The organism is uncultured Thiodictyon sp. (assembly GCF_903946935.1).
Taxonomy (GTDB): Bacteria; Pseudomonadota; Gammaproteobacteria; order Chromatiales; family Chromatiaceae; genus Thiodictyon.
In genome coordinates this window covers 26,218-45,877 of the sequence record NZ_CAJAXH010000220.1, presented here as the reverse complement: position 1 = coordinate 45,877, position 19,660 = coordinate 26,218, and the positions used below count along the sequence as shown (strand labels likewise).

The following is a 19,660-nucleotide window of genomic DNA, read 5'->3' as shown; positions in this document are numbered from 1 at the left end:
GGTAGCCGCGGTCGAACTGCATGCCCTCCACCACGTCCAGCTCGTTGTGCAGGGAGGTGCCTTCCTCGACGGTGATGACGCCTTCCTTGCCGACCTTTTCCATCGCCTGGGCGATCTTGTTGCCGATATCGGTGTCGCCGTTGGCGGAGATGGTGCCGACCTGGGCGATCTCCTTGTTCTCGGTGCAGGGACGCGACAGGGTCTTCAGCTCGGCGGTGGCGGCGATCACGGCCTGGTCGATGCCGCGCTTCAGATCCATCGGGTTCATGCCGGCCGCGACGGCCTTAAGGCCCTCGCGGACCATGGCCTGGGCCAGGACGGTCGCGGTGGTGGTGCCGTCACCGGCCACGTCGGAGGTCTGGGAGGCGACTTCCTTCACCATCTGGGCGCCCATGTTCTCGAACTTGTCCTTCAGCTCGATTTCCTTGGCCACGGACACGCCGTCCTTGGTCACGGTCGGGGCGCCATAGGACTTCTCCAGGACCACGTTGCGGCCCTTCGGGCCCAGCGTCACCTTGACCGCGTTGGCCAGGATGTTCACGCCTTCCATCATACGGGCACGGGCATCGCCACCGAACTTAACGTCTTTTGCACTCATGGGAATCTTCTCAATTGAATCTGTGGTCAGGGGCGCCGCGGGGCGTCACGCCCTGAGGGGCCACTGGGGGGCAAACTGGGGGACCGTCGGGTGACGGTCAGGCGGCGCTTAGGCCTCGACGACGCCCATGATGTCGTCTTCGCGCATCACCAGGAAGTCTTTGCCGTCGAGCTTGACTTCGGTGCCGGAATACTTGCCGAACAGGATGCGGTCGCCGACCTTGACGTCCAGCGGACGGACCTCGCCGTTCTCCAGGATCTTGCCGCGGCCGGCCGCGATCACCTCGCCTTGGATCGGCTTCTCGGTGGCAGAGTCGGGGATGACGATGCCACCGGCGGTGGTACGCTCCTCTTCCATGCGACGGACAACGACGCGATCATGCAAGGGACGAATATTCATCTGGATATTTCCTCAGAAGATGGGGGTGTGGTGAGGGTACACCGGCGCGGGAAGGCACCCGGGCTGTTAGCACTCACCGCTAGCGAGTGCCAATATTAGGCACAAACGCTCGAGTGTCAAGCCGGGACGACACGCGGTCGGCAAAATTGGGAGCGGCGGCAAGGCCACATTGGCAGCATCCGGGCTCGGAGCAAACGTCACGAAATATTGATTTATAAAGTCTTTATTGCTTTTCCAGGCACCTGAGCGCGACCCTGGGAGCGCCGCACCCCAGTGTGGCGAGTCTACGGGCCGACCGTGGCCCCTGGATGTCTTGCGCGAACAGCGCCGGAAAAACACAAGAATATAATGGCGGCTCAGAGCTACGGCCGTCTGCCCCCAAGACACCGCGAACGGGGCAGCCATCGGCCTGGATGCCGCGGATAACTGCTGTCACGGCCGGGCGCGTCGAGCAGTCCAGCCAAGCCTCAGCTTTCAATCTCTAGGCAGTGCGCATTGTCATCCTCGAGGCTTGCCTCGATGTTTCACGATGCGTTGAGCACAACCGCGTGACGCTCACGGTCGGCAGCATAGGCGAGACACGCCCTTGCATCGGCTATTTCCAGCTCCGGAAAGTCCTCAATGATCTCATCGGCGGTCATGCTAATGACTGGGCGACCACCACGCTTACCAGGCTGAATTGCGATTCGGTCGTGGTATTTCATCTTGTCCGCTGCTATTGGAAAAATCGATCCGCCGGGCCACGGAAAAAAGGGCCTTGATCATAGTTCCGGCCAGCGGCGATCGGTCCACACAGCGGACCCTACGGCTTGCGTCGCGCCCGTAGGGTCCGTAGGGTCCGCTGTGCGGACCGACGACCTCGCGGTTGGTGCGGTGGCCGGGGTTATGACCAAGGCCGAAAAAAGCACGTCCCAAACGACCATTATCGCCGCGCTCGGGCTTATTCGGCGAACGAATCGCCAGCCTAATCCATGATCAACCCATATTGCTTTGCCAAGGCTTGGTTAAAGACCATCACGGCTGTTGGCGAGAGTCGCCAAGTGTTTACCAGGGGCTGGAGACTTAGGGCCAGCGCATCTTTGATGGGCGGCAACCATGCATCAGGAAAGGGGTTCGGGTCTCCCTTAATCACCAGCACCAGCCGAAAGTCTGCTTTAGCCAAATCGAGCACCTTGAACGACGTAGGAAGCTCGTACTTGTAGTCAGGATGACGACCTAGACACGTCGCTACTGCCAACATCATTGTATTAGTTAGCTTGGCGCATATCTTTCCAATGAATTTGTCAAAATCGTCTTGCTTCACCGCCGGATTGGGGCTTCCGGTCTTGGCCTCCACCGTCCAGATGAGTGGCGGGCGCTTCCGGCGATGTTCGATCCGGACAAATTCGGCGATTTGGACTCCCTGGCTTATTTCAAGGTAGCAAGCGCTGTGCTCGATTTCCCAACAGTCCTCGGAAGGAAACGGCCCGAAAACCATTCCGGACTCAACAACGCGCACATCGGTCATTGCAGTGCAACCTTGATCTCTTCCTTGTAGAGATGAATCGACTCGGCAACGATCGGATTATCCGGCATGCCGCGTTTGAGGTCGTCCGATATCCAACCGTCCTCGGTCGCGGAGATCACTGGAATCGATAAGCCTTGTTGCTGCGAAATCAAGAACAGCTTTTTGATGACGAAGTACGAGTGGCTGGCGAGAAAGAACTGGACTCCGCGGCCAGCGAGCACCGCCACGATATCCAGCAATTTCGAGATCGCTATGGGATGCAAGGCCGACTCCGGTTCGTCGATGAGCACGATTGATCGTGTATCGAGATAGCGGTTGCCGAGCAGCGTATCGAGAATCGCTATTTTTTTGATGCCCTCGGCAGTGACCCCGATCGGAAAGCGGTGGCGGCCGGTGCGGAACTGCCAGCGGCCCGCTGTGTCGTCATATTCGACTACGCCCCCGATGATATCCTCCAGACTCTTACGGGACGAAGCGAACTCAGCGTAGTTCTTCCCGGCGGTTCGCGGATGCTGAAGCGCCCGAGCCAAATCCAAATAGGTGTCGTCAAAACCAAAGACACTATCCTGCTCGCGAGACTTGAGAATGATCTGCTGGAGTGACAGGATTTCCTTAGCGGGCAGGAAGATCGAGTTGCTGCCCCGCGCCGGCAGATGGTTCTCCAGCGTGGTAATCTGCTTGCTGGTATCTTTACCGAAGCTGTAGCGGAATTCATGTTCATCAAGCATAACGCGACAAGACAAGGGCTCATCCGCTCCCTTGGTTACCAAGTCGCCGATCTTTTCTGCCTGAAAAGTCCAATAGAGTTTCTCGGCCAAGATCGCTGCGGCTGAACGCTGCTCATCGCCACGGCCATAGCTCTCGATGGTGCGCAGCGCGCTGTAAATCGCTTTCAGCAGAAAGGTCTTGCCGCAGCCGTTGTCCCCGATGACGAGATTGATTGATCCAAGGTCCAGCCATTTTAGGGTACTCAGCGGGCCAAAGTTCGTCAGTTTAATTCGATTCAGCATCCCTCAACCTGCCAATGCAATAGGTCAAAATGGTCATTTCGACCCAGGATCGGCGGCAACCAAGGTGCCGCCGATCCTGGCCCTAAGCCTCAGCCCCGCTTGCGCCCCGCCACCCGCAGCCGCAAGGCATTGAGCCGGATAAACCCGGTGGCATCGCCCTGGTTGTAGGCCCCGGCATCCTCCTCGAAGGTGGCGATGGAGGCGTCGAACAGGCTGTCGGTGGGCGAGCGGCGCCCGACCACCAGCACATTGCCCTTGTAGAGCTTGAGCCGGACCTCGCCGTTGACCACGCTCTGGGTCTGGTCGATGGCGGCCTGGAGCATCAGGCGCTCCGGGCTGTACCAGAAGCCGTTATAGACCAGGCTGGCGTAGCGGGGCATCAGCTCGTCCTTCAGGTGCGCCGCCTCCCGGTCAAGCGTCAGTGACTCCATGGCGCGGTGCGCCTTGAGCAGGATGGTGCCGCCGGGGGTCTCGTAGCAGCCGCGCGACTTCATGCCGACGAAGCGGTTCTCAACGATGTCGTCGCGGCCGATGCCGTTCGCCCCGCCGATGCGGTTGAGTTCCGCCAGCAGGTCCGCCGGGCTCATGGCCGCGCCGTTGACGGCCACGCAGTCGCCGCCGGCGAAGGTGAGCGTAATCTCGGTCGGGCGGTCCGGGGCCTGCTCAGGGGCGACGGTCCAGCGCCACATGTCCGGGCCGGGCTCGACCCAGGGGTCCTCCAGGTCATAGCCCTCGTAGGAGATGTGCAGCAGGTTGGCGTCCATCGAATAGGGCGACTTGGTGCCGTCGCGCTTCATCTCGACCGGAATCTTGTGTTCCTCGGCATAGGCCAGCAGCTTCTCGCGCGACAGCAGGTCCCACTCCCGCCAGGGGGCGATGATCTGGATGTCGGGCTTGAGCGCGTAGGCGGTCAGCTCGAAGCGCACCTGGTCGTTGCCCTTGCCGGTCGCCCCGTGGGAGATGGCGTCCGCCCCGGTGGCGATAGCGATCTCCACCAGGCGCTTGGCGATCAGCGGGCGGGCGATCGAGGTGCCGAGCTTGTACTCGCCCTCGTAGAGCGCGTTGGCGCGCAGCATGGGGAACACGAAGTCCCGGACGAACTCCTCACGCAGGTCGTCGATGTGGATCTCCGTGACCCCGGCCGCTTGTGCCTTGGCACGGGCCGGCTCCACCTCCTCCCCCTGGCCGATATCGGCCGTGAAGGTCACCACCTCGCAGCCGTAATTCTCTTGCAGCCACCGCAGGATAACGGAGGTATCCAGGCCCCCCGAGTAGGCCAGCACCACCTTGTCGATCTTGCCCTTTGCCATCGTCTTGCTCTCGAATTTGCGGAAAAACGGCCAGTATAGAGCGCGGCGGGGCGTGTCGCTCGGTCGGCACACCAAACCTTAGGGCCCCCCTGTCACGCCATGGGTTGCCCCTATGGTCAGGGCTATCTCTTATCACGCCCGGTGTCGGCGCAACAGGCCAGGGCCTGGTTGCAGTGAGCCCCCCCGCCAGGGGGGCGGGAGCCAGCGGCTCAATCCCTGAGAAACCCCGACACCGCCGCGATGAAGTCGTCTGGCTGGTCCGCATAGACCCAGTGCCCGGCGTTGGCGATGGTGCGCAGGCGGGCCAGGGGGAAGAGCGCGCGGATGCGCGGCAGGCCAGCGCCGGACACATAGTCGGAGCGGCTGCCGTAGAGGAAGAGGACGGGGCCGGGGAATTGCAGGCCGCCGGCCGCCGGGAAGCCCAGTATCTGGTCGAGGGAGCGGGCGAGCACCGCCAGATTGACCCGCCAACCCCAGCCGCCGGCCCGCTCATGCACCAGGTTCTGGAGCAGATAGCCGCGCACCGCCGCAGACTGGATCGTCTGCGCCAGGCGCGCGTCCGCGTCCCGGCGGTCGGTGAGTTGCGCCAGCGGCAGCGCGGCCAGGGCGCTGACCAGGGCGCCATGGCGGCTGGCATAGGTCACCGGGGCGATATCGGCCACCACCAGGGAGCCCACCCGCTCGGGCGCCGACAGTGCCAACCACATGGCCGCCTTGCCGCCCATGCTGTGACCCACCAGGTGGGCCCGGGCGATGCCCTCGCCGTCCACAAATGCCGCGAGATCCGCGGCCATCGCCTGGTAGTCCATCCGCGCATCCCAGGGCGAGCGCCCGTGATTACGCAGGTCCGGCACCAGGACCCGGCGGTCATGGGCCAAGCGCCGGGCAATCCCGTGCCAATTGGCCGCCGAGCCGAACAGGCCATGGATGAGCAGGAGCGGCAGCGCCCGCGAACCGGGCTCGCCATAGTGCCGATGGTGCAACCGCAGCGGCATCGCATCCCCCCAAGACGTTTCACCAAGAAAACCGACTTGATCAGGTTCCTGGCCCGGTTGCAAGCGCGCGTAGCGCCAGGGTTCCAGGCCTCCCTCCCCCGCAGCGGACTGACGGACGCCACCGCGGTTGACCTTTAGCGTTGGCCCGTTTAGCGTTCACGCGGTTGAAACAGCCTTACACACCCCGAGCCGCCGACCCAACCGTCCCTACATCCCGGTCGGCCACGATGGAAAAACGCCTTATGAATTTGCTTGCCCGGCTGCGCACCGACCTCGACCGCACGCTCACCGCCGGGGCGCTGCGCACCCAGCTTACCCCATCCCACGGCGGGGTCTGGCTGGCCGCTTGGGCCGCAGCCTGCCTCACCATCGGCCTCAGCCTCTGGCTCGTCGGCGGCTATCACGGGGGCTTCATCGCGCTGAACGCCGCCGCCGGCGCTTATCCGCCATGGGTCTGGGCCTGGCTCACCGCCCTCGGTGGCGATCTAGCCCCCTTCGTGCTCGGCCTGTTATTGGCACGACGTTACCCGCTGGTCTTCTGGGCGCTGGTCTTGGGTGGGCTCGTCGCGGTCGCCTACAGCCGGGGACTCAAGCCACTGTTCGACGCGGCGCGCCCGCCCGCCGTGCTGCCGCCCGATAGTTTCAACCTGCTCGGCCCCGCACTGCGCAAGCTGAGCTTCCCCTCCGGCCATAGCGTGACCGCCGGGCTCTTCTGCGGCGTGCTCGTCTATTACGCCCGCCACTGGGAGGCCCGGACGCTCTGGGTACTGGTCGCGCTGTTGGTGGGGTTCAGCCGGATCGCGGTGGGGGTTCACTGGCCGGTGGACGTGGCCTTTGGGCTCGGCGGCGGGGTGCTGTCGGCCTGGATCGGCGCCCGACTGGCCGCGCGCCTCAGCGCGGGTGCAACCCACGCGGCAACCCATCTGACCCTGATCACCCTGTGCGCCGGCTGCGCCATCGTCCTGATCGCCCAGGCGGCCGACGATCCGCTGGCGCAGCCCCTGCTGCTGGCCCTGGGTTGGGGCACACTCGCCTATACCCTGGCCAGCTATGTCGTCTGGCCGCTGGTTCGCTGCCGCCGGCCGACTGGGGCAAGGGGCTAGGGTTCGGCGCCGGTGATTGCGTCCTTGAGAGGGCGCCCATCGTCACTGCCCCACACGGCGCCGACGCACGCGAACACCACCGACCGGCCTTGCCGGGTCGGCGGACCGATCGGGCCATCAGGGGCAATCCTTGGGCGACGGCCGCAGGTCAGCGCGCCCGATAGACGATGCGGCCCTTGGTGAGATCGTAAGGCGTGAGTTCGACCGTGACCTTGTCGCCGGTCAGAATTCGGATGTAGTGCTTGCGCATCTTGCCGGAGATGTGGGCGGTCACGATGTGACCGTTCTCCAACTGTACTCGAAACACTGTATTGGGTAGGGTCTCCGTGACCGTCCCTTCCATCTGGATAACGTCGTCTTTAGACATGGTTCATGTGTACTGGAATACAGCCCCGGGCTGGTAAAGGGCTAGGAGTATAACACAAGGCATTCCCACGAACCGGGTGTGAGTGGCCGGAAACGTCGACCCGGGGACGCGGCGAGGATCACTCGCCGCCATGCTTGCCGGTGCGCTCCAGACGCCCCCAGCGGCGCCCGTCCCATGCCTCTAAGGGCTTGAATGTAGACTTATAAGCCATTTTCCGGGACTCCTCGATCCAATATCCGAGATAGACATAGGGCCGCCCCAGTCGCCGCGCGGTCACAATCTGGGCGAGTACCGCGAAGGTCCCCAGTCCGCGCGCGTCCAGGTCGGGGTCGAAAAAGGTGTAGACGGCCGACAGACCCTGGGGGAGCCAGTCGGTGACCGCGACCCCCACCAGGCGATCCGCCAGGCGCAGCTCCAGAAAGCGCGTCTCGCCGCCCCATGGCTCAACCAAGAACCGTCGATAGCTCTCCGCGCTGGCGTCCTCTGCCATGCTCCCCGCCGGGTGCCGGCGCTCGAGATAGCGCTGGTAGAGGGCGAAATGACCCGGATCGAAGGCCGCCGCGGTCTCGATCACCCGCAGTTCCGGGGCGTTGCGCGTCCAGTTACGTCGTTGGGAACGATTGGGTTGGAAGGCGCCCACCGGGATCCGTACCGGCACGCAGCGGGCACACCCCCGGCAGGCCGGGCGGTAGACATGGGCACCGCTGCGGCGAAACCCCTGCTCCACCAGGGCCTGATAGGTCACTGAGTCGATGCGCGCCAGCGGGTCGACGAAGAGGGTCCGGGCGCGGCACCCGTCCAGATAGGAACAACTGTGCTCGGCGGTCAGATAGAGCGCGAGCTGCCGTTCGCGATTGCCCTCGTCACCCGGGTTCATGGCGGCTCCCGATGGCAGCGTCGGCAGCGGGCGGGCGATCCATGGGAAAGTGCAGCGCCCCGTCGTCCCAGGTCCCGCCGCTCCCCGGGGCGGTGCAGTAGCGATCGAGCAAGGCCACGAATTCGGCCCGGGGCACCTCCTGTGCGCCCAGACTCAGCAGATGCTCCGTGCGCATCTGGCAATCGATCAGCCCGAAGCCCCGCCCATTGAGCGCCTGGCAAAGATGGACCAGGGCGACCTTGGAGGCATCGGTGGCGCGGCTGAACATGGATTCGCCGAAAAATGCCTGGCCGATGGCCACACCGTACAGGCCGCCGACCAGCCGTTCGCCCTCCCACACCTCCACCGAGTGACCGATCCCGGCCCGGTGCAGGCGCTCATAGGCGGCAATCATCTCCGGCAGGATCCAGGTGCCATTCGCGCCGTCCGCCGCCAAACCGTCGGCGGCGTCGCCCGGACAGCCGCGGGGCGCCGCACAGGCACGGATCACGGCCGCAAAGGCCCGATCCATGGTCACCCCAAACCGCTGGCGCCGCAGCCGCTTGGCCAGACTGCGGGAAATACGGATGCGCCCCGGCAACAGCACAGTGCGTGGGTCCGGCGACCACCAAAGGATCGGGTCACCTGCACTGAACCACGGGAAGATGCCGTGTCGATAGGCACTGATGAGTCGGCGCGGGCTTAAGTCGGCGCCGACCGCCAGCAGGCCGTTGGGATGCCGCAAGGCCCGGCGCACATCCGGAAAAGGGCGCGGATCGTCGGGCGCGAGCAGCGGGATCATGAGTTCAATCAAGCCCGGACAGCGCCAGATTGGCAACCGCCGGCGGCTCGCGATAAGGGCTGTGTCCATGCATCGACTCATGGTACGCGTTCATGCCCTGGGTTTCCTCAGTCAGGAAGCGGGCGATGGCCTCCCGAAAGCGCGGGTCCGCGATCCAATGGGCGGACCAGGTCGGGGTCGGCAGAAAGCCCCGGCTGACCTTGTGCTCACCCTGGGCGCCCGGCTCGAAACGGGTGAGCCCGGCGTCAATACAGTACTCCAGCCCCTGATAGTAGCAAGCCTCGAAATGCAGACTGTGGAAATCGGCGAAGCAGCCCCAGTGGCGCCCGAACAACGAGCGCTCGCCGACCAGATTGAAGGCCGCCGCGACGATCGAGTGCCCCTGCTCGGCGAACACCAACAGCAGATTGTGCCCCATGGTCTGGCCGAGCTCCTGAAAAAAGGGCAGGGTCAGGGTGGGGATGCCCCCGCGTTTGTCGAAGGTATCCCGGTAGAGTCGGTGGAAGGTCGCCCACTGCGCCTCGCTCACCTCATCGCCCGGCACCCGCCGGATACCGATCCCGGCCTCCTGCACCCGGCGCCGCTCGCGTCTCACCTTCTTGCGCTTCTCCGCGGTGAAGGTCGCCAGGAAGTCGTCGAATGAGCGGTAGCCCGGATTGGTCCAGTGGAATTGGCAGCCGAGGCGCCGCAGCAGCCCCCGCCCCGCCAGCAGTTCGGCCTCCGCGGGCGCGGTAAAGAGCCAATGCAGCGAGGACAGACCCAACTGCTCGGCCACCCGCACCGCGCCATCCGCCAGGGCGCGGGCATACTCGGCGCGCCTTGGGGTATCCGCCGTCAGCAGTCGCGGCCCGGTGGCCGGCGTATAGGGTGAGGCCACGACCAGCTTGGGGTAGTAGGCCAGTCCATGACGGTGGTAGGCATCCGCCCAGGCCCAGTCGAAAACAAATTCACCGTAGGAGTTGAACTTGAGGTAGCACGGGGCCGCAGCGACCAGGGTGCCGGCGGCATCGCGCAGCGCCAGGTGATGCGGAACCCAGCCCAAGGCCTCACCCAGGCAGCCGTGGTGCTCCATGGCGGCGAGAAAAGCGTGACGCAGAAAGGGCGTCTCGGGATCGACCAGACGATCCCAGTCGACAGCCGGGATCGCGTCGATCGCAGCGTGGGTGCTGAGGGTATACACGATCAGGCGCACCCGCCGTCACGGGGGGCTCGTCGCCGCGCCCGGCGACCCACCCGCATCACCCCAGCGAGTCCAGATATTTCTCCGCATCCAGGGCGGCCATGCACCCACTGCCCGCGGAGGTGATGGCCTGGCGGTAGACATGGTCCATCACGTCGCCCGCGGCAAAGACTCCAGGCACCGAGGTCGCGGTGGCGTTGCCGTCGGTGCCGCTGTGGACCTTGAGATAACCGCCGGCCATCTGGAGTTGGCCCGCGAAGATCTCGGTGTTGGGCTGGTGACCAATGGCGATGAAGACGCCCTGGACCTCGATATCCCGGGTGGACGCGTCCTCGGTGCTCTTGATGCGGATGCCGGTCACCCCGGTGGCGTCACCCAGGATCTCATCCAAGGTGCTGTTCCAAGCCAGGCGCACATTGCCGTGTTCCGCCTTGTCCAGCAGGTGGCGCTGCAGGATCTTCTCCGCCCGCAGGCTGTCGCGGCGGTGGACCAGGGTCACCTCGGAGGCGATGTTGGACAGATACAGGGCCTCCTCCACCGCCGTGTTGCCGCCGCCGATGACCGCCACCTTCTGGCCGCGGAAGAAGAAGCCGTCGCAGGTCGCGCAGGCGGACACGCCGCGGCCGCGGAACTCCTGCTCCGAGGGCAACCCCAGATAGCGGGCGCTGGCCCCGGTGGTGATGATCAGTGCATCGCAGGTATAGACCGCCGAGTCGCCGGTGAGGGTGAAGGGCGGCCCGCTGAGATCGGCCTGATTGATGTGGTCGAAGATGATCTCGGTCTCGAAGCGCTCCGCATGGCGGCGCATTCGATCCATCAGGGCCGGCCCCTGGGCGCCGTCCGGGTCGCCGGGCCAGTTGTCCACGTCGGTGGTCGTCATGAGCTGACCGCCCTGCTCCAGACCGGTGATCAGCACCGGGTGCAGATTCGCCCGGGCGCCATAGACCGCGGCGGTATAACCCGCCGGACCCGATCCCAGGATCAGCAGTCGGCAATGCTTGGTGTTGCTCATGGATCTCCTCCCGGGAGGGTGGCGGTGATGCCGGTCGTGCGTCCCCGGGCGCCATCGGTTGGGGCAATTGGGCCCGCGCCCTTGCCAAAGGCGCAAGGTTAAGGGTTAGGCACGGTCGCGTAAAGCAGCGGGCGGCCGCGGGCGATCTTACGGGCACCCCACTTGGCAAAACCTTATTGGTTGTCAAGCCACAGATGACGACCACGTCGCCCGGGATGCTGGGGCGCTTCGCACGCCCGGTTGACAAGTAAGTGCCGGAGGTATAAAAGACTCCGAAACAAGCGATTGCGACGTTAAGCGGGAGTCGATTATGAAGAGTGTTACTCGGTTTTTGTCGTCCGCCGGCCTGGTCGCCGCGGTGCTGCTACTCAGCGGCTGCGCTGGACTCAACAGCTCACAACAGGTGAGCGGCAAGCGCTCGGAGGTGGTGTCCGCCGCACTGTCCCAGGTCGGTACACCCTATCGCTACGGGGCTAACGCGCCCGGCCGGGCGCTCGATTGCAGCGCCTTGACCCACTACGCCTATCAGCAGGCCGGGGTCCCCATCCCGCGGATGTCGGTCGACCAACTGCGTCGCGCCAGACCGGTGCCCCTGGAGGCCCTGCGCCCCGGCGACCTGGTGTTCTTTCACACCGGCCCCGGCGTCCATCATGTGGGGCTGATGGTGGATAAGAACCGCTTCGTACACGCATCGACATCGCAACACAAGGTGGGACTGACACGGCTTTACGCGCCCTACTGGACCGCTCGCTACGTGGGCGCGGGGAGCTATCTGGACTGACAAGGGTCGATCGGCCGGTCGCTCGACTGGTCGAACAACCCGATCCGGCTCGCCTTTTCCGCCCCCGTGTTGCAGAATGCCGGGCGGTCCCAGGCGTTGTACCTGGGCGAGTCACCCACATATCAGCCGATCCGACGTCAAGAGGAGTTCGCTACAGATGTCTGACAAGCCCGTGAACGAGAACCGTCGCGACGCCGTCAAGCGGATGCTGGGCGCCGCGCTCGCCATTCCGGTCATCAATTTGGTCGGTGTCGGCAGTGCGAACGCCCAGGCCGCGGTCCCCGCCGATGCCGTCGCGGCCAATGACCCGACCGCCGTGGCACTCAAGTACAGTGAGGACGCCACCAAGGCCGACCGCGCCAATGCGGTTGGCCCGGGTAAGCCGCGCGAGGGTCTACCGGCGGCCGAGCAGAAGTGCTCGAACTGTCAGTTGCTGGTGCCCGGCGCCGACACCCCCGACTGGCAAGGCTGTACACTCTTCCCCGGCAAACTGGTCAGCGTCAACGGCTGGTGCGTCTCCTGGACCGTCAAGCCCGCGTAACCGCCACTCGCCCGACCCCTCATCCCTTGAGGGACACAGAAACGGGGCCTAGGTGCCCCGTTTTGCGTTCTTGACCTGGCACCACCCGCAAGGGCCGGGCCACCACCACCGCCGCACCTCGAATGGGGCAAACACCATGACCACCGCAGCGCACACCGCCGAGACCCGACCGATCGTCCGGACCCATGGCTCGCACTAAATCCAGCCGCCGCTGGCTCGATCGCCAGGCGAGCGATCCCTTCGTCAAGCTCGCCCAGCAAGCGGGCTATCGCTCGCGTGCGGCCTACAAGCTCCTGGAGATCCAGGAGCGCGACCGGATGCTCGCCCCGGGGATGCGGGTCGTCGATCTGGGCGCCGCCCCCGGCAGTTGGTCGCAGGTCGCCGCCCAGCTGGTCGGTAAGCGCGGCCAGGTCTTCGCCCTGGACCTCCTGGCGATGGACCCGCTGCCGGGGGTGGCGATCCTGACCGGGGATTTCCGTGAGCCCGAGGTCCTGGCGGCGCTGCGCGAGTGTCTCGGTGAGGCGCCGGTCGACCTGGTGCTCTCCGATATGTCGCCCAATATATCGGGTACCCCCGAGGTCGATCAGCCGCGCACCGCCTATCTGGTCGAACTGGCGCTGGAATTGGCCCAGGCGACGCTGAAGCCGGGCGGGGGCCTGGTGGTCAAGACCTTCCAAGGCGTAGGGTTCGATCAGATGCTGCGCGGCTTGCGGGCCGACTTTGCGGTGGTGGCAAACCGCAAGCCCAAGGCGTCGCGGCCCGAGAGCCGGGAACTGTACCTGGTGGCCAAAGGGTTCCGCCCCCGTTGAAATCGGCCCCGCCCCCAACGGCACGTCACCCCAAGCCAGGTCCCCGGAACATCCATCGCGGGGGCGACCTGGCCTTTTTTCGGCACCCCAAGGGTGTTACTTTGCCCGGATAGAGCCGGGAGCCGACCCCAGGTCACCCCACCACTAGAGGCGAGCAGCCGTGAGCGATATGGCGAAGAATCTGATTCTCTGGGTGGTCATCGCCGTCGTGCTGATGACTGTCTTCAACAATTTCACCACCACCCGATCCGCCCCGCGCAGCCTGACGTACTCTGCCTTCATCGAACAGGTCAAGCAGGGGGACGTGAAAGAGGTCACCATCCAGGGGCGCACCATTGAGGGCATCACCGAGGCAGGGCAGCGGTTCACCACCTACAGCCCGGGTGACGACGGCCTGGTGGGCGACTTACTGAATAACAAAGTGATTATCAATGCCGCCCCGCCCGACCGGCCCTCGGCCCTGATGTCGATCCTGATCAACTGGTTCCCGTTGCTGGTCCTGGTCGGCCTGTGGGTCCTGTTCATGCGCCAAATGCAGGGCGGGGCCGGTGGGCGGGGGGCCATGTCCTTCGGCAAGAGCCGCGCGCGCATGCTCTCGGAGGATCAGGTCAAGGTCACGTTTCAGGACGTGGCGGGCGCCGAGGAGGCCAAGGAGGAGGTCTCGGAGATGGTCGATTTCCTGCGCGACCCGGCCAAGTTCCAGAAGCTCGGCGGCAAGATCCCCAAGGGCGTGCTGATGGTCGGCCCCCCCGGTACCGGTAAGACCCTGCTGGCCCGCGCTATCGCCGGCGAGGCCAAGGTGCCCTTCTTTACCATCTCGGGCTCGGATTTCGTCGAGATGTTCGTCGGCGTCGGTGCCTCGCGCGTGCGCGATATGTTCGAGCAGGCCAAGAAGCATGCCCCCTGCATCATCTTCATCGATGAGATCGACGCGGTGGGCCGCCACCGCGGCGCCGGCCTGGGCGGCGGTCACGACGAGCGCGAGCAGACGCTCAACCAGTTGCTGGTGGAGATGGACGGCTTCGAGGGCAACGAGGGTGTCATCGTCATCGCCGCCACCAACCGTCCCGACGTGCTGGACCCGGCCCTGTTGCGCCCCGGGCGTTTCGACCGACAGGTGGTCGTGCCCCTGCCGGACGTGCGCGGGCGCGAGCAGATCCTGAAGGTCCACATGCGCAAGATCCCGGCGGCGGAGGACGTACGGGCGTCGGTGCTGGCCCGCGGCACCCCCGGTTTTTCCGGCGCGGACCTGGCCAACCTGGTCAATGAGGCGGCCCTGTTCGCCGCCCGCGCGAGCAAGAAGCTGGTGGACATGGAGGACATGGAGAAGGCCAAGGACAAGATCATGATGGGTGCCGAGCGCCGCTCCATGGTGATGTCGGACGAAGAGAAGCGCCTCACCGCCTATCACGAGGCCGGTCACGCGATCGTCGGCCGGCTGGTCCCGGAACACGACCCGGTCCACAAGGTCAGCATCATCCCCCGCGGGCGGGCCCTGGGCGTGACCCTGTTCCTGCCGGAGGACGACCGTTTCAGCTACAGCAAACAGCGCCTGGAGAGCAGCATCTCCAGCCTGTTCGGTGGGCGCGTGGCGGAGGAACTGGTGTTCGGGGCCGAGAGCGTCACCACCGGGGCGCAGAACGACATCCAGCGCGCAACCGATATCGCCCGCAGCATGGTCACCAAGTGGGGCCTGTCGGATCGGCTGGGGCCGCTGACCTACAGCGAGGAGGAGCAGGAGGTCTTCCTGGGCCACTCGGTGGCCCAGCACAAGAGCGTGTCGGATGAGACCAACCACCTGATCGACAATGAGGTCAGGTGCTTCATCGAACGCAACTATGCGCGCGCGCACCAACTGCTCACCGAGAATATCGAGAAGCTGCACGCGATGGCCGCCGCCCTGATCAAGTATGAGACCATCAGCGCGGACCAGATCGACGACATCATGAGCGGGCGCGCACCCCGCCCGCCCAAGGACTGGAACGACGAGGAGCCGACCCGCCCGCGGGCGAACCCGACCGGTGACGGTCATGGCGTACCTCAAGACGATGGCCACCTGGGCCGGCCAGCCGGTGAGCACTGAGCAGGCCGGCGCGCGGCATGTCAGCACTGGATTGCGGCGGTCGACCGCTCGACCTCCAGCGGGTGCGGGTGATGGGCATCCTCAACGTCACCCCCGATTCATTCTCCGACGGGGGGGCCTATAACGGCGTTGCGGAGGCCCTGGAGCAGGCCCGGGCCATGGTCGCGGCGGGGGCCGACATCATTGACGTCGGCGGTGAGTCGACCCGGCCCGGCGCCACACCGGTGGGCCTCGATGAGGAACTGGCACGGGTGATCCCGGTGGTGACCGCCCTGGCGCAGGCGTTGCCGATACCCGTCTCGGTGGATACCTACAAGCCGGAGGTGATGCGCGCCGCGGTGGCCGCCGGGGCCGGGCTGATCAACGACGTGCGCGCACTGCGGGCGCCCGGCGCATTGGACACCGCCGCCCAACTCGGGGTACCGGTGTGCCTGATGCACATGGTCGGGGAGCCCCGGACCATGCAACTGGCCCCCGACTACACGGACGTGGTGGTACAGGTGCGGGCCTTCCTCGCCGAGCGACTGGATGCCTGTGTACGCGCCGGGATCCCCCGCACGCGACTGATCATTGACCCAGGCTTCGGCTTCAGCAAGACCCTGGAGCACAATCTGCGCCTGCTCGCCAACTTGCGTGTACTGACTGAGCTGGGCGTGCCGGTCCTGGTGGGACTGTCGCGCAAGTCCATGGTCGGGGCACTGACCGGCCGCGCCCCCGCAGATAGGCTGGCGGGGAGCCTGGCCGGCGCACTCCTGGCGGTGGCACGCGGGGCGGCGATCCTGCGGGTGCATGACGTGACCGAGACCCGCGACGCACTGAGGGTGTGGGAGGCGGTAACGGCCATGGCGCCCACACCACCCCGAACGATGGCAGTGCCGGGCGCCTTGGCCGTTCCCCCACCCTGCCCTCACCCAATAGGGGTGGGAGAATTGGACCGCGCTCCCGACGCGACTTTCAGGGTAACGCGGCCATCACCGGTCGATTGAGCCCGCCACGGGCCGCCGGCAGCCCATGAACTCCAAGCAACCTGGCATAGTCAGCAAGCGTTCAACTTGTCCCTGCTAGGATTCACACAAAAAATGCGTGCTCCACGGCTTGCGGCCTTGCCGCGCTTACGGGGCGCAGGAACAGATGAGGGCCGGGCTCAGACCGCGGCTTACACAGATGGGGACAACAATGCGACAATATTTTGGCACTGACGGGATCCGCGGCCGGGTGGGCGAACCCAATATCAGTCCGGACTTCGTGCTCAAGCTGGGCTGGGCGGCGGGTCGCGTGCTGGGTAACGGCCACGGCAGCACCGTGGTGATCGGCAAGGACACCCGGATCTCGGGCTATATGTTCGAGTCCGCCCTGGAGGCGGGGCTGGTCGCCGCCGGGGTCAATATCCGCCTGCTGGGGCCCATGTCCACCCCGGGCGTCGCCTATCTCACCCGCACCTTCCGGGCCTGTGCCGGCATCGTCATCACCGCCTCCCACAACCCCTATCAGGACAACGGCATCAAGTTCTTCTCCGCCGACGGTGACAAGCTGCCGGACGCGGTTGAATTGGCCATTGAGGCGGAGCTCGGGCGGCCCTTGACGACCGTGGACGCCGCGGCCCTGGGCAAGGCCCGGCGGGTCGAGGACGCGGGCGGACGCTATATCGAGTTTTGCAAGTCGACCGTCCCCGCGGCAATGAATTTCCGCGGGCTCAAACTGGTGGTGGACTGCGCCAATGGGGCGACCTACAACACCGCCCCCCATGTATTTGAGGAATTGGGGGCGGAGGTGGTGCCAATGGGCACCGAGCCCGACGGGCTCAACATCAACCGTGACGTGGGTTCAACCAGTCCGGCCGCCCTGTGCCAGGCGGTGGTGGACGCGGGCGCCGATCTTGGGATCGCCTTCGACGGCGACGGCGATCGGGTGCTGATGGTCAATTCACACGGCCGTTTGGTCGACGGCGATGACCTGCTCTACATCATCGCCCGCGCCCGCCAGGCCGCAGGCACCCTGCGCGGTGACGTGGTGGGAACCCTGATGAGCAATCTCGGATTCGAGCACGCGTTGCAGCGGCTCGGTATCGGCTTCGCCCGCACCCAGGTGGGCGACCGCTACATCATGGAGCACCTCAAGCGGACCGACAGCGTCCTGGGCGGCGAGCCCTCGGGCCATATCATCTGTCGCGACCGCACCAGCACCGGGGACGGCATCGTGGCCGCCCTGCAAGTGCTGGCGGCCCTGCGGACGCTGAGGGCAAGCCTGGACGACTTGTGCGGGCAGGTGGAGCACTATCCCCAAGTCCTGATCAATATTCGCCTCGCCGAGCGCCGGGACGTCCTGCGCCAGCCGGCCGTCGTCGAGGCCGTGCGCCGGGCCGAGCAGGAACTGAATGGGCGGGGGCGGGTCCTGCTACGCCCCTCCGGTACCGAGCCCTTGGTACGGGTGATGGTGGAAGGGGCCGACCCGTCCCAGGTCCAGGCCCTGGCCGAACGGCTGGCGACCGTGGTGCGGGCCGAACTCGGCACCGGAGCACTCTGAACCATGGCCGTCGTTAAGAAAAGCGCCCTGGTGGCCCACTCGGCAGAACGCATGTTCGATCTGGTCTATGACGTCACCGCCTACCCAAGCTTTCTGCCCTGGTGCCATGGCACGGAGGTGCTCTCGGAGACCCCGGAGAAGATCTGCGCCCGCATCGAGGTCGCACGCATGGGCATCCATCAGGCCTTCAGCACCTGCAACCGTTACGAGCGGGACCGGTGTATGGAGCTGTCACTCATTGACGGCCCCTTTCGCAAGCTCCATGGCGGATGGCGCTTCACGCCGTTGCGGGAAGATGCCTGCAAGGTTGAACTGGAACTAGAGTTTGAGTTTTCCGGCCGCTTGATCGACAAGGCCTTCGGGGCGGTTTTCAACCAGATCGCCAACACCCTGGTGGATGCCTTCTGCAAGCGTGCCGACGAGGTCTATCGCCCCTGACCCGCGTCAGGGACGGCGCGCCGGGATCGGGCGCGCGGTCCCGGTCTCGGCCGACCAACCCTAAAGCCGGGAATCACTCACGCCAAGGCGCCAAGCTCGCCAAGAAATACAAGAGGGTAGCCCCACTATACCGTTCACCCACCGGGTGAGTGGACCAACGCCGATAACGCGCTAAGAGACCTTGGCGCGCTTGGCGCCTTGGCGTGACAACGGCCCTTTCCACAAGCACGCACCCAGGCCGCTAAACGCTCGCCGCCAATGCCTATTTGTCCTTCTTGAGGCCGACCGCCTCCAGCCCCCGGGTGATCACCCCACCGCGCTCGCGATAGTCGGGCACCGTCACCAGGGTCTCCTTGGCCTGATCGGGCCCCGCCCGCTGGGCGGTCTGGAGGGCATCGCCCTCGAAGCGCACCACCGCATCGTCCTGGAAAAACACGGTGAGGTTTCGTCGTTCCTTCGGCTTACGGGGCCGCTGCATGGTGTAGACATAATCCCAGCGGTCGCTGTTGAAAAAATCCGTCAAGAGCGGGGTGCCGAGCAGGTAGCGCACCTGGCGCTTGTTCATGCCCGGCTGCAGTTGGGCCACCTGCTCTGCGGTGACGATGTTGCCCTGCTGCACGGTCATCTTGTAGACGAAGGGCAGGCGCTCCAACACGGATTTCTGATAATCGTCGACCTGCTGCCTCCCCGCGCAGCCGGTCAGGACCAGCGTGGCGAGGCCAAGCAAGCAGGCGGTCGAACGAGTGGGAAGCTTTCGCATCTTGTTATGATAGGGCAAAGCGGATAAATCCCGCCATCATACAGCAGCCCCGGCCCCTGAACATGGAACCCGGACGGGAAGCTGACGCACCCCCCGCGGAGGGCGAGGATGGACAACCAACAGATCAAAGGGGCCGGGCTCAAGGTCACCCGCCCCCGCGCGAAGGTTTTGAGCGTACTGCAGGGCAGTCGGCGCCGCCATCTGAGCGCCGAGGATGTCTACAAAGAACTGCTGATCAATGGCGAGGACGTCGGCCTGGCCACGGTCTACCGGGTGCTGACCCAGTTCGAGGAGGCCGGCTTGGTGTGTCGGCGGCACTTCGAGACCGGCCAGTCGGTCTTTGAGATCAACCGCGGCGAGCATCATGACCACCTCGTCTGCATCCGCTGCAATCGAGTGGTCGAGTTCGCCGACGCACTGATCGAGGAGCGCCAGCGCGCCATCGCCGCCCAGCACGGTTTCCGTATCGAGGACCACGCGCTGGTGATCTACGGCGTCTGCGCGGGCTGCGCCAAGGAGTAAAGACGGCGGCTATCGGCAGGTTCTTGATGTCAGACCCCTCGAGCGGGGTCTTTGCTATAATCGC

Annotated in this window: 22 protein-coding genes; 9 read left to right on the top strand and 13 right to left on the bottom strand. The window is 65.3% G+C overall.

Annotation, left to right across the window (positions count from 1 at the left end; all coding sequences use genetic code 11):
- The 7 genes from QZX93_RS19390 to QZX93_RS19360 form a co-directional block, all read right to left on the bottom strand.
- Window positions 1-598: TCP-1/cpn60 chaperonin family protein (locus QZX93_RS19390; protein WP_295394856.1), on the bottom strand; the 598-nt coding region annotated here is incomplete at its 3' end.
- A gap of 108 nt (window positions 599-706) precedes the next feature.
- Window positions 707-997, bottom strand: coding sequence for a co-chaperone GroES (groES, locus tag QZX93_RS19385; protein ID WP_295390756.1), 291 nt, complete (start codon window positions 995-997; stop codon window positions 707-709).
- 524 nt (window positions 998-1,521) lie between these two features.
- Window positions 1,522-1,701 (bottom strand): DUF433 domain-containing protein, encoded by a 180-nt coding sequence (locus tag QZX93_RS19380; protein WP_295390758.1) that lies wholly within the window; start codon window positions 1,699-1,701, stop codon window positions 1,522-1,524.
- Window positions 1,702-1,961: 260 nt separating this feature from the next.
- Window positions 1,962-2,504: a hypothetical protein gene (locus QZX93_RS19375; RefSeq protein ID WP_295390760.1), complete on the bottom strand. Its 543-nt coding sequence runs from the start codon at window positions 2,502-2,504 to the stop codon at window positions 1,962-1,964.
- The gene (locus QZX93_RS19370; RefSeq protein WP_295390762.1) at window positions 2,501-3,514 is read right to left on the bottom strand and encodes an ATP-binding protein; all 1,014 of its coding nucleotides are present in this window, start codon (window positions 3,512-3,514) and stop codon (window positions 2,501-2,503) included. The genes QZX93_RS19375 and QZX93_RS19370 overlap by 4 nt, the downstream gene beginning before the upstream one ends.
- An 89-nt stretch (window positions 3,515-3,603) precedes the next feature.
- A complete protein-coding gene (locus QZX93_RS19365; protein WP_295390764.1) occupies window positions 3,604-4,824 on the bottom strand; it encodes an argininosuccinate synthase in 1,221 nt (406 codons plus the stop codon).
- Window positions 4,825-5,033: 209 nt separating this feature from the next.
- Window positions 5,034-5,819, bottom strand: a complete 786-nt coding sequence (locus QZX93_RS19360; RefSeq protein ID WP_295390766.1) for an alpha/beta fold hydrolase — start codon at window positions 5,817-5,819, stop codon at window positions 5,034-5,036.
- Window positions 5,820-6,061: 242 nt separating this feature from the next.
- On the opposite strand from QZX93_RS19360, the gene QZX93_RS19355 reads away from it, so the two are divergent.
- On the top strand, window positions 6,062-6,922 hold the full coding sequence (locus tag QZX93_RS19355; RefSeq protein ID WP_295390768.1) for a phosphatase PAP2 family protein: 861 nt from the start codon (window positions 6,062-6,064) through the stop codon (window positions 6,920-6,922).
- 148 nt (window positions 6,923-7,070) lie between these two features.
- Here the strand turns inward: QZX93_RS19355 and infA are convergent, their stop codons facing one another.
- From infA to trxB, 5 genes are all read right to left on the bottom strand, one after another.
- Window positions 7,071-7,289 (bottom strand): translation initiation factor IF-1, encoded by a 219-nt coding sequence (infA, locus tag QZX93_RS19350; protein WP_100917997.1) that lies wholly within the window; start codon window positions 7,287-7,289, stop codon window positions 7,071-7,073.
- Window positions 7,290-7,407: 118 nt separating this feature from the next.
- Entirely contained in the window at window positions 7,408-8,166 is a 759-nt protein-coding gene (locus tag QZX93_RS19345) for an arginyltransferase (RefSeq protein WP_295390772.1), read from the bottom strand.
- Entirely contained in the window at window positions 8,153-8,947 is a 795-nt protein-coding gene (gene aat / locus QZX93_RS19340) for a leucyl/phenylalanyl-tRNA--protein transferase (protein WP_295390774.1), read from the bottom strand. The genes QZX93_RS19345 and aat overlap by 14 nt, the downstream gene beginning before the upstream one ends.
- A 4-nt stretch (window positions 8,948-8,951) precedes the next feature.
- Entirely contained in the window at window positions 8,952-10,139 is a 1,188-nt protein-coding gene (locus QZX93_RS19335) for a GNAT family N-acetyltransferase (RefSeq protein ID WP_295390776.1), read from the bottom strand.
- Window positions 10,140-10,185: 46 nt separating this feature from the next.
- A complete protein-coding gene (trxB, locus tag QZX93_RS19330) occupies window positions 10,186-11,139 on the bottom strand; it encodes a thioredoxin-disulfide reductase (protein ID WP_295390778.1) in 954 nt (317 codons plus the stop codon).
- Window positions 11,140-11,449: 310 nt separating this feature from the next.
- Between trxB and QZX93_RS19325 the strand changes: the two genes are divergently transcribed.
- The 7 genes from QZX93_RS19325 (at window position 11,450) to QZX93_RS19295 (ending at window position 18,314) form a co-directional block, all read left to right on the top strand.
- Complete coding sequence (locus tag QZX93_RS19325) at window positions 11,450-11,920, top strand: C40 family peptidase (protein ID WP_295390780.1); 471 nt, start codon at window positions 11,450-11,452, stop codon at window positions 11,918-11,920.
- 157 nt (window positions 11,921-12,077) lie between these two features.
- Window positions 12,078-12,461: a high-potential iron-sulfur protein gene (locus tag QZX93_RS19320; RefSeq protein ID WP_295390782.1), complete on the top strand. Its 384-nt coding sequence runs from the start codon at window positions 12,078-12,080 to the stop codon at window positions 12,459-12,461.
- Window positions 12,462-12,646: 185 nt separating this feature from the next.
- On the top strand, window positions 12,647-13,270 hold the full coding sequence (locus tag QZX93_RS19315) for an SAM-dependent methyltransferase (RefSeq protein ID WP_295390784.1): 624 nt from the start codon (window positions 12,647-12,649) through the stop codon (window positions 13,268-13,270).
- 169 nt (window positions 13,271-13,439) lie between these two features.
- Window positions 13,440-15,353 carry an ATP-dependent zinc metalloprotease FtsH gene (ftsH, locus tag QZX93_RS19310; protein ID WP_295390786.1) on the top strand — a complete coding sequence of 638 codons (1,914 nt, stop codon included), beginning with the start codon at window positions 13,440-13,442 and terminating at the stop codon, window positions 15,351-15,353.
- 17 nt (window positions 15,354-15,370) lie between these two features.
- Window positions 15,371-16,339: a dihydropteroate synthase gene (gene folP / locus QZX93_RS19305; RefSeq protein WP_295390788.1), complete on the top strand. Its 969-nt coding sequence runs from the start codon at window positions 15,371-15,373 to the stop codon at window positions 16,337-16,339.
- Between the two features lie 190 nt (window positions 16,340-16,529).
- Window positions 16,530-17,876 (top strand): phosphoglucosamine mutase, encoded by a 1,347-nt coding sequence (glmM, locus tag QZX93_RS19300; RefSeq protein WP_295390789.1) that lies wholly within the window; start codon window positions 16,530-16,532, stop codon window positions 17,874-17,876.
- Between the two features lie 3 nt (window positions 17,877-17,879).
- Window positions 17,880-18,314: a type II toxin-antitoxin system RatA family toxin gene (locus QZX93_RS19295; protein WP_295390791.1), complete on the top strand. Its 435-nt coding sequence runs from the start codon at window positions 17,880-17,882 to the stop codon at window positions 18,312-18,314.
- A 262-nt stretch (window positions 18,315-18,576) separates the two neighbouring features.
- Here the strand turns inward: QZX93_RS19295 and QZX93_RS19290 are convergent, their stop codons facing one another.
- Window positions 18,577-19,041: an outer membrane protein assembly factor BamE gene (locus QZX93_RS19290; protein WP_295390793.1), complete on the bottom strand. Its 465-nt coding sequence runs from the start codon at window positions 19,039-19,041 to the stop codon at window positions 18,577-18,579.
- Between the two features lie 141 nt (window positions 19,042-19,182).
- Here QZX93_RS19290 and fur point away from each other — a divergent pair, with 141 nt between their 5' ends.
- Window positions 19,183-19,596 carry a ferric iron uptake transcriptional regulator gene (gene fur, locus QZX93_RS19285; RefSeq protein ID WP_295390795.1) on the top strand — a complete coding sequence of 138 codons (414 nt, stop codon included), beginning with the start codon at window positions 19,183-19,185 and terminating at the stop codon, window positions 19,594-19,596.
- Window positions 19,597-19,660 lie beyond the last annotated feature (64 nt).